3 protein-coding genes are annotated in these 4,632 nt (G+C 45.6%); all 3 read left to right on the top strand.

Features of this window, described 5'->3' with window-relative positions; genetic code table 11:
• On the top strand, nucleotides 1–1,988 hold a 1,988-nt coding region (thrA, locus tag ACJ751_RS29325), incomplete at its 5' end, for a bifunctional aspartate kinase/homoserine dehydrogenase I (protein ID WP_407749102.1).
• A gap of 42 nt (nucleotides 1,989–2,030) precedes the next feature.
• Nucleotides 2,031–2,969 (top strand): homoserine kinase, encoded by a 939-nt coding sequence (locus ACJ751_RS29320; protein WP_407749101.1) that lies wholly within the window; start codon nucleotides 2,031–2,033, stop codon nucleotides 2,967–2,969.
• Between the two features lie 241 nt (nucleotides 2,970–3,210).
• Nucleotides 3,211–4,512 carry a threonine synthase gene (gene thrC / locus ACJ751_RS29315; RefSeq protein WP_407749100.1) on the top strand — a complete coding sequence of 434 codons (1,302 nt, stop codon included), beginning with the start codon at nucleotides 3,211–3,213 and terminating at the stop codon, nucleotides 4,510–4,512.
• The last annotated feature ends 120 nt before the right edge of the window (nucleotides 4,513–4,632 follow it).

Here is a 4,632-nt window from a genome sequence, read left to right as displayed (position 1 = left end):
TCCGCACTGATTCCCGCTATGGAAGTGCAGTGGTAGACTTTGCGGTTACCAACGCTCTCTGTAGCAACTTCTTTTCGGTTTCTTCTTCCCGTTTGTTTATTGTGCCGGGTTTTGTAGCAGCCGATGCTTATGGAAATACCACCACTTTAGGCCGGGGCGGTAGTGATTATACCGCTGCCATCATTGCCGGCGCCGTGAGTGCGCAAACACTTGAAATATGGACTGATGTAAGTGGGATGATGACTGCCGATCCACGCCTGGTGCCCAATGCCAGGATATTACCACATATCTCTTACCAGGAAGCCATGGAGTTGTCGCACTTTGGCGCCAAGGTAATTTATCCGCCTACCATTCAACCGGTAATGAGTAAGAACATTCCGGTATGGATCAAGAACACTTTTGCACCGGAGGATCATGGAACCGTGATCGAGAACGATGTACATAAAAATGGAAATAACATCCGTGGTATTTCCAGCATCAATAAAATTGCCTTGCTGAGCCTGGAAGGAAGTGGGATGATAGGCATACCAGGTTTCTCACGCCGGTTGTTTGAATCATTAGCCAACGACTTTATAAATGTGATCCTGATTACCCAGGGTTCTTCAGAACACTCCATTTGTGTGGGTATTGATGAAGGCCTTGCCGAAAAAGCCAAACAGGCGGTAGATAAAACATTTGCTTACGAAATTGAAATGGGCCGCGTTGAACCCCTGCGGGTTGAAACAGGACTTGCCATTGTTGCCCTGGTTGGAGATAATATGAAAAGCCATCCCGGTATCAGTGGTAAAATGTTTGGGGCCATTGGCCGCAACGGGGTGAATATCCGCGCCATAGCACAAGGGTCGTCAGAAAGAAATATCTCAGCCGTGATAGCAGCAGCAGACGTTAAAAAAGCCATCAACGTATTACACGAAGATTTTTTTGAAACAACCTATAAACAAATAAACTTGTTCGTTGCCGGTACCGGTAATGTAGGCAGCAAATTGCTGGCCCAGTTAAAACAACAACAGCAATACCTGCAACAGAACATGCGCCTGCAGGTACGCATAGTAGGTATGGCCAACAGCAAAAAAATGGTTTTCAGCGATGAAGGCATCGAACTGGATAGCTGGCGCGAACACCTGCAACAGGGCGAAGCCAGCGATCTGGGTAAATTTGTGGAAACCGTTCATTCTAAAAACCTGCGTAACTCCGTTTTTGTAGACGTTACTGCCAATGAACATGTGGCGCAGGTGTATGACCAGCTGCTCGCCAAAAGCATTTCGGTGGTAGCCTGTAATAAAGTAGCCTGTTCATCGGCTTACCAGTATTACAAAAAACTGAAAGACCTGGCCCGTGAATACAATGCCTTCTTCCTGTTTGAAACAAACGTGGGAGCAGGTTTGCCGGTGATTGGCACCCTGAACGATCTGATGCGTAGTGGTGATGCGGTTACCCGTATTGAAGCGGTATTGAGCGGAACCCTGAACTTTGTATTCAATAATTATGATGGCACCCGCAGTTTTGCCGAGGTTGTAAAACAGGCGCAGGAGGAAGGATATACTGAACCCGATCCACGGTTAGACCTGAGTGGTACCGATGTAATGCGCAAGATCATGATCCTGGCCCGGGAAGCAGGGGAGCATCTTGAAATGGAAACTATTACCAACAATAGCTTTATGCCCGCTTCGTGTATGGTAGGCAGTGTAGATGATTTCTACAAAGAAATGGAAAAGCAGGAAAAGCATTTTAAAGAAATATACCAGCAGGCAGCCGCAGCAGGCAAGAAGCTGAAATTTGTAGCCAAGTTTGAAGGCGGCAAGGCATCCGTAGGTTTGCAGCATGTAGATTCACAATCTGATTTTTACCACCTGTATGGAAAGGATAACGTGGTATTGTTCTATACCAACCGTTATCCCGATCAACCCCTGGTAGTAAAAGGAGCTGGCGCCGGTGCCGAAGTAACTGCATCAGGTGTGTTTGCTGATATAATCCGTGCAGCGCATTAATATAGACAGGTCAAGCGAATCAAACTAGTTAAACGAATTACAATGGCAAAAGAATTAAAGGGCGTACAGATCTTTGCACCGGCAACAGTGGCTAACCTGGTTTGTGGATTTGATGTGTTGGGCATGGCATTGCAACAACCGCAGGATGTAATGACCATGCGGTTGCGGGAAGAACCGGGTATTGTTATATCACATGCAGACGGTTATGATTTACCGGTAGAACCGGAAAAGAATGTAGCCGGCGCCTCCTTACTGGCTTTAATGGAGGAATATCCTGAGAAAGTAGGCTTTGAAGTAATTATAGATAAAAGAATAAAACCCGGCAGTGGATTGGGTTCCAGCGCTGCCAGTTCAGCGGGCGCCGTAGTAGGGGCCAACTATTTGCTGGGCAACCCATTCACCAAGGAAGACCTTGTTCGCTTTGCCATGAACGGCGAAAAAGTAGCCTCCGGGGTAAAACATGCCGACAATATTGCGCCCTGTATTTATGGGGGCGTAACGCTTATTCAATCGATTTTCCCTTTGAATATTGTTGCGTTGACAGCGCCACCGATGTATGTAACAGTGGTGCATCCGCAAATTGAAGTGCGTACTTCAGATGCCCGGCAGATCTTACGTAAGGAAGTGCAGTTGAAAGCAGCCATCAAACAATGGGGCAATATTGCCGGTTTGGTTGCTGGTTTTTTGAAGAACGATTATGACCTCATTGGCCGTTCGCTTGAAGATGTGATCATCGAACCCGTGCGCAGCATCCTCATCCCCGGTTTTGATGAGGTGAAAAAGAAAAGTAAAGACGCCGGTGCATTAGGTGGTGGTATTTCCGGTTCAGGCCCCTCTATTTTTATGCTGAGCAAGGAAGAGTATGTTGCCAAAGGTGTTGAGGATGTAATGATCGATGTATATACCAGGTTGGGCATAGAGTTTAAGACGTATGTGACGATGATTAATTATGAAGGAGCTAAGGTGGGGTTGATCAGTTGACGAGTTAACAAGTTGACAGGTTGACAAGTTGACTTGTTAACGTGAAAGAAGAAGATTATGAGTAATAAAGAGGAAGGTTGATAGGGTTGAAAGAGTTGACAGGGTTGATAATGGGGCGAAAGATGAAAAATAGTAGGGAATGTTACACCCTTGCGAACCATTTCTGCCTTCTGCCTTCTGCCCTCTGCCAATTTCTCCATTGGTCATAGATTATTCACTATTCACGAATTAAGCATTACTAATGAAATATTATAGTTTAAATAAGCAATCCCCCGATGTAGATTTTAAAGAGGCCACCATAAAAGGACAGGCGCCTGATAAGGGATTGTATTTTCCGCATAGCATACCGGTACACGAAAAAGCTTTTTTTGAGAATATAGAGCAGTACAGCAATGAAGAGATCGCCTTTCGGCTTATACAGCCGTATGTAGCGGGAACTATTGCTGATGTCGCACTACAGGATATTGTAAAAGAAACCATCAATTTCCCCATCCCGCTGGTGCCGGTAAATGATCGTATCTCTTCACTGGAATTGTTTCATGGGCCAACGCTGGCGTTTAAAGATGTAGGCGCCCGTTTTATGAGCCGTTGTCTGGGCCATTTTGCCCATGAACACAGTGAGAAAGTAGTGGTGCTGGTAGCTACCTCAGGTGATACTGGTGGCGCAGTAGCACATGGTTTTTATGATGTGCCCGGGGTTGAAGTGGTGATCCTGTATCCATCAGGTAAAGTGAGTTCGGTGCAGGAAAAACAATTGACTACGTTAGGTAAAAATATCCATGCACTGGAAGTGACCGGCACCTTTGATGATTGCCAGCAAATGGTGAAACAGGCTTTTGTTGATGAGCAACTGACAAAAAAGATCTTCTTAACCTCGGCCAATTCTATTAATGTGGCGCGCTGGTTGCCACAGCAGTTCTATTATGTATTGGCCTGGAAGCAATGGGCCGATAAAAAGAACCCACCGGTGATCTCGGTGCCCAGCGGTAATTTTGGAAACATCTGTGCTGGGTTACTGGCCTATTGTTCCGGCTTACCTGTAAAGCATTTTATTGCGGCCTGTAACGCCAATGCAGTAGTGCCGTCGTATTTAGCTAATGGCGACTATCAACCGAAAAAAGCTATTGCTACTATCTCCAATGCAATGGATGTGGGCAACCCCAGCAATTTTGTACGCATATTAGAATTGTTCCATCATAAACTGGGCGATCTGCGTAAGGTGTTAACCGGTTACAGCATTTCAGACGATGAAACAAGAGCGGTGTTGAAAGAAGTGTATCAGCAATATAAATACCTGCCCGATCCGCATGGCGCTGTGGGCTACCTGGCTTTACAACGCTATTTACAACAACATACCGATGATAAAGGGATGTTCCTGGAAACTGCGCACCCTGTGAAGTTTTATGATGTAGTGGAGCCGGTTATTGGCGAAGTGGTGCCCGTGCCTGCAGCTATTCAGGATCAGCTTAAGCTGACGAAACAGAGCACACTGATTGCACCGGATTATAATGCGTTGAAAGAAACGCTGCTGAGGAAGTATTAGATGCTTGTAGTTAAAAGAAGAAGTTGACGTTAATATAAGCGAAGTAAGAAGTAGGAAGTAAGAAGTTCGCGAATTTCTTACTTCCTACTTCAAAATCTTAAAAGCAAAGAGGGATGTTTT

This window comes from Niastella sp. (assembly GCF_045805085.1).
In the GTDB taxonomy this organism is placed as follows: Bacteria; Bacteroidota; Bacteroidia; order Chitinophagales; family Chitinophagaceae; genus Niastella.
The sequence above is the reverse complement of the archived record's forward strand: the minus strand, read 5'-3'. Positions and strand labels throughout refer to the sequence as shown.